The organism is Dietzia sp. SYD-A1 (assembly GCF_015356725.1).
Taxonomy (GTDB): Bacteria; Actinomycetota; Actinomycetes; order Mycobacteriales; family Mycobacteriaceae; genus Dietzia.
Window position 1 is genome coordinate 1 of record NZ_JADDKI010000294.1, and the last position, 3,940, is coordinate 3,940.

Genomic DNA, 3,940 nt, shown 5'->3' on the forward strand with positions numbered 1-3,940 from the left:
GTGCCTCACCGCATCACCGGCGAACCCCAGTTACGCACTCCGGATCCGGAAGGGCCCCTTATCCATGGGTGTGGGCTCGCGTGCACACCACGCGCGAGACCGCCGTTGGGGTGCTGCAGCAGGTACAGATCGCTGTGGTGGAAGTCCGAACGGATCGCGCCGGCCGATCGCGCCGACTCCACGAGTCTTTCAGCCGCGTGGAACGCCCGCCCGATCTCCGCCCGGAACAGCTCGGTTCCAGCATCCGGCGAGAGGATGACGTCGCTGAACCCGAGATTGAACCGCTGTGAGTGCGCCAATTGTGGCTGGTTGATCGACTACGAGGAGTCTGGGTCGGTGTCGAGTGAGTGTGCCGGTCGAGTGTGGTGTGCAATGGTATTCACCCCCTGCGGCAACATGACTGAGAATGCTCCACTCGATAATCATGGCGAGGAACTTCTATGGATCCTGTAGTCACAACCCTTGAGCTCCGCGGTGACGGTGTCACACTTGCCGCCGACCGGTGGGATCCACCGTCAACTGCGGGCGATTCAGACGTCAGCAGTAAAGGTGTGGTGCTGTTGCTGCACGGCGGCGGGCAGACCCGGCATTCCTGGCGAAACACCGGACGCAGGCTCGCGGCGGACGGCTGGTCCGCCCTCGCCCTGGATGCACGGGGGCATGGGCAGAGCCAATGGGCACCGGACGGGGACTATGGCATCGACGCTCTGGTCGCCGACCTGACCTCGGTCATCGGCGAGTTGGGGCAGACGCCGGTACTGGTCGGGGCCTCGATGGGCGGTATGACGTCGTTGATCGGACAAGGAGAGAATCCCGAGCTCGCTCGTGGTCTGGTGTTGGTCGATATCGCCCCGAAGGTCGAACCGGGCGGCACCGCGGAGATTATGGCGTTCATGCAAAGTGGCCTGGATGGTTTTGACAGCCTCGACGACGCTGCCGCAGCGATCGCAGCGTATACCCCGAACCGGGTCCGCACCCCCAACCCGCAGGGGCTGCGCAAGAACCTCCGTCTGCGCGATGGCCGCTGGTATTGGCATTGGGATCCGGCGTTTCTGCGCCAGGGCGACGAACCCACCCGCCAGACCGACTCGATCGTGCGATACGAACGCGCCCGGGACGCCGCAGCCGCGATTACCGTTCCCACGATGCTCGTTCGTGGAACACAATCAAACGTGGTCAGCGAAGAGGGCGCCAAAGAGTTGCTTGAGCTCATACCGACCGCCAGATTGATCGACGTCACCGGGTCCGGTCATATGGTCGCCGGCGACGACAACGATGTGTTCAGCGGCGGATTGAAGGGTTTTCTCGACAACGACGTTCTCGCATCGCGCCACTGACGCCGTCGAGGACTCGAACGTCACCGGCGGCGGGAGCTCACCTGGGTTGCGTATCGGTGCCGGTTGCATTGATGGCCGGATTCGCCCGCCCCCGCGGGCCGCTTCGCTGACAGCGGAGCTCGAGGACCGCTTCCCCGGATGTGGCCGCCCTGCGATCCCGGCTTCGATGTTGGCCACGAGCATGGACCGATAACCAGACTTTATGTAAACCCGCCGCTGTCTTCCCAACCTGGGCACCGTCACTCGCAGTTACAGGAAGCTAGTGCACCCCTGGCTCCGAGACGACGTTCGGCACAACCTGTTGGCGAGGCACAACGCTGCGCTCCCCTACCCCCAAGTTCGATGTCGGAGGCAGGTGGTTCGATTGACATCCTTAGCCCCGTGAATCACCGGGGCTAGGCGGAAGATCTCGACATATCTACTCGCTCGAACCTGCTAGGCAATCGGCCATCGCGGCGATTCGGTGAAGCTCAGCCAGGTGCGCATTCAGTGCTTCGCGGCCGCTGTCGGTCAGAGTGATCCACGTACGGGTGCGTGAGGCGTGTGCGGTCTTCGATGTGCGCAGATAGCCGGCATCGGCAAGCACCCTGATGTGCTTGCTGAGCGCAGAGTCGCTCACAGCCAAAGCCTCGCGGACAGTAGCGAAGTCCAGTGCCTCGACCGGCGCCACCATCGCGCAGATCTGCAGTCGGCTGGGTGCGTGGATGAGCTCGTTAAACAGTGGCTGAGGCGCCGCCATCACCCGTGGGCCCGCACTCGTTGGCGCAACAGGCTGTCGAGACGGCACTCTCGGTCGTAGGTGACCACGAAGGCGATGACACCGGCAGCCGCCAAGGCAAATGGCACGTGCAGGAACGCTTGAAAGACAAAAGCGACAACGAGCAGCGAGACCATGACCACGCACCAACCCGCCATCCCGTGGGCGTAGCGGTCGATCACGACGCCGGTGGAGCGATGGAGAACCCACAACAGCACGACGGGCGCGACGCAGGCGCCCAACACGATCAGCGAACTGGCCACGGCCTCAACACCGCTGTCGGGGGCCGGGCGTCCAACGAGCAGGCCCATGCCAACATACAAGCACGCCGTAGACAGGGCGGCCCCCACGCGGTACCACCACGGCGCGGTGATCCGGACCGCGATGCGCTCCCGAGCAACACCGAGGTTCTGCAACACGGCACGAGCGGAGTCAGGTGCCATCGATGGTCGACTTTCCATACCGGCAACCTAACTGCCGCTTTCCATCATGGCAAGTAATAAACCTCCCGAGCACCTGTCGGGAAGTTTCGATTCAAGAGATTCTGCTGATCGGGGCGCCGCGGTGACGTGATGCAGCCACAAGCGCCAGCGGAGGGATGCGGTATCGAAAACTCGTATTTCTCGCCACGAAGTGCTTGTGCCTGCGCTGCCGGTCGGCGGAGCCCGAGCGGGGGTCCACATCGCGTTCGGAGACCAAAACCTCTAACAGGCACCGCATTCGGCCAACACCGAACCTCTGCTCCAACGACCCCAACGGAGATCCCGAAGTATCCCCGAAGCCCGCACACCCTACGCGAGGGCACCAAACGTGCCCTACCGTCGCAATTCACCCAGAACCGCTCAGTCCGCGTTCAGTAGATCACTTACCTGACCATGGACGACTGAGGCTAATGAGTGCGCAGTGAAGACTCGACACAGCCCCGCGACGAACGCAGTGGACTCCGGTCGACAGCCACACGGACGGCAGCGACGAGCACCAGCAATGCCGCCACCCCGAAGATGATCGGTGCGGCCGGGAAGGGCAGTTCCTGGGACAGGACGAAGGCGCCCATGAGCAGGACAAAGAAGCCGAAGCCCTTGCGCAGCGCCTTTTCCGGAACCACGGAGGTGAGCCGGATACCGACGAAGGAACCGGCGACGGCGACGGCGGTGACCGCGACCACGAGCGGCCAGTCCAGGCTGACCGAGGTCAAATATCCACCCAACCCGGCGAACGATTTCATGGCGATCACCAGCAGAGATGTGCCCACCGCTGCGGTCATCGGCAGACCCGCCAGGAGCACCAGGGCCGGAACGACCAGGAAACCGCCGCCCGCGCCCACCAGTCCGGTGGCGGCGCCCACCACGAGACCGTCGAGCAGGATCCGCCACAGGGGATGGTGGTGGCCGGTGCTCTGGCCGCCATGGTCCTTGCGGCCCTTGATCATCGCGCCCGCGGTGGCGATCATCATCACCGCGAAGCCGATCATCAGGACGGTGCCCGGGATGTAGCCGCCGGCCAGTCCGCCGCCGAACGCGCCCGCCATGCCGGCGGCGCCGAAGATCAGTCCCGTACGCCACTGGACGTTGCCCTTGCGGGCGTGGCCGAACAGGCTGACTAGAGACGTCGCGCCGACGACGAAGAGCGAGGTGGCGATGGCCTCGCGGGGATCGAGTCCGCCGATGTAGGTGAGTAGCGGGACGACGAGGATGGAACCGCCCCCGCCGAGCAGGCCCAGGGACAGTCCGACCAAGACGGCCAGGGCCACGACGATGATCGTGGAGATCTCCATGTCAGGTGCCTTTCAGCACGACCTGCCCGGGCAGGCGGGAGGCGAACTCCTCGCCGTGCTCCGCGAGCAGGG

Annotated in this window: 4 protein-coding genes; 1 reads left to right on the forward strand and 3 read right to left on the reverse strand. The window is 64.5% G+C overall.

Annotation, left to right across the window (positions count from 1 at the left end; genetic code table 11):
• Window positions 1-440 precede the first annotated feature (440 nt).
• Window positions 441-1,337, forward strand: a complete 897-nt coding sequence (locus IY392_RS12270; RefSeq protein ID WP_069388583.1) for an alpha/beta fold hydrolase — start codon at window positions 441-443, stop codon at window positions 1,335-1,337.
• 418 nt (window positions 1,338-1,755) lie between these two features.
• On the opposite strand, the gene IY392_RS12275 is transcribed toward IY392_RS12270, so the two are convergent.
• The 3 genes from IY392_RS12275 to IY392_RS12285 form a co-directional block, all read right to left on the reverse strand.
• On the reverse strand, window positions 1,756-2,076 hold the full coding sequence (locus IY392_RS12275) for a transcriptional regulator (RefSeq protein WP_194861368.1): 321 nt from the start codon (window positions 2,074-2,076) through the stop codon (window positions 1,756-1,758).
• A complete protein-coding gene (locus tag IY392_RS12280) occupies window positions 2,076-2,513 on the reverse strand; it encodes a hypothetical protein (protein WP_194861369.1) in 438 nt (145 codons plus the stop codon). The genes IY392_RS12275 and IY392_RS12280 overlap by 1 nt, the downstream gene beginning before the upstream one ends.
• A 470-nt stretch (window positions 2,514-2,983) precedes the next feature.
• Complete coding sequence (locus IY392_RS12285; protein WP_194861370.1) at window positions 2,984-3,868, reverse strand: sulfite exporter TauE/SafE family protein; 885 nt, start codon at window positions 3,866-3,868, stop codon at window positions 2,984-2,986.
• Window positions 3,869-3,940: the final 72 nt, after the last annotated feature.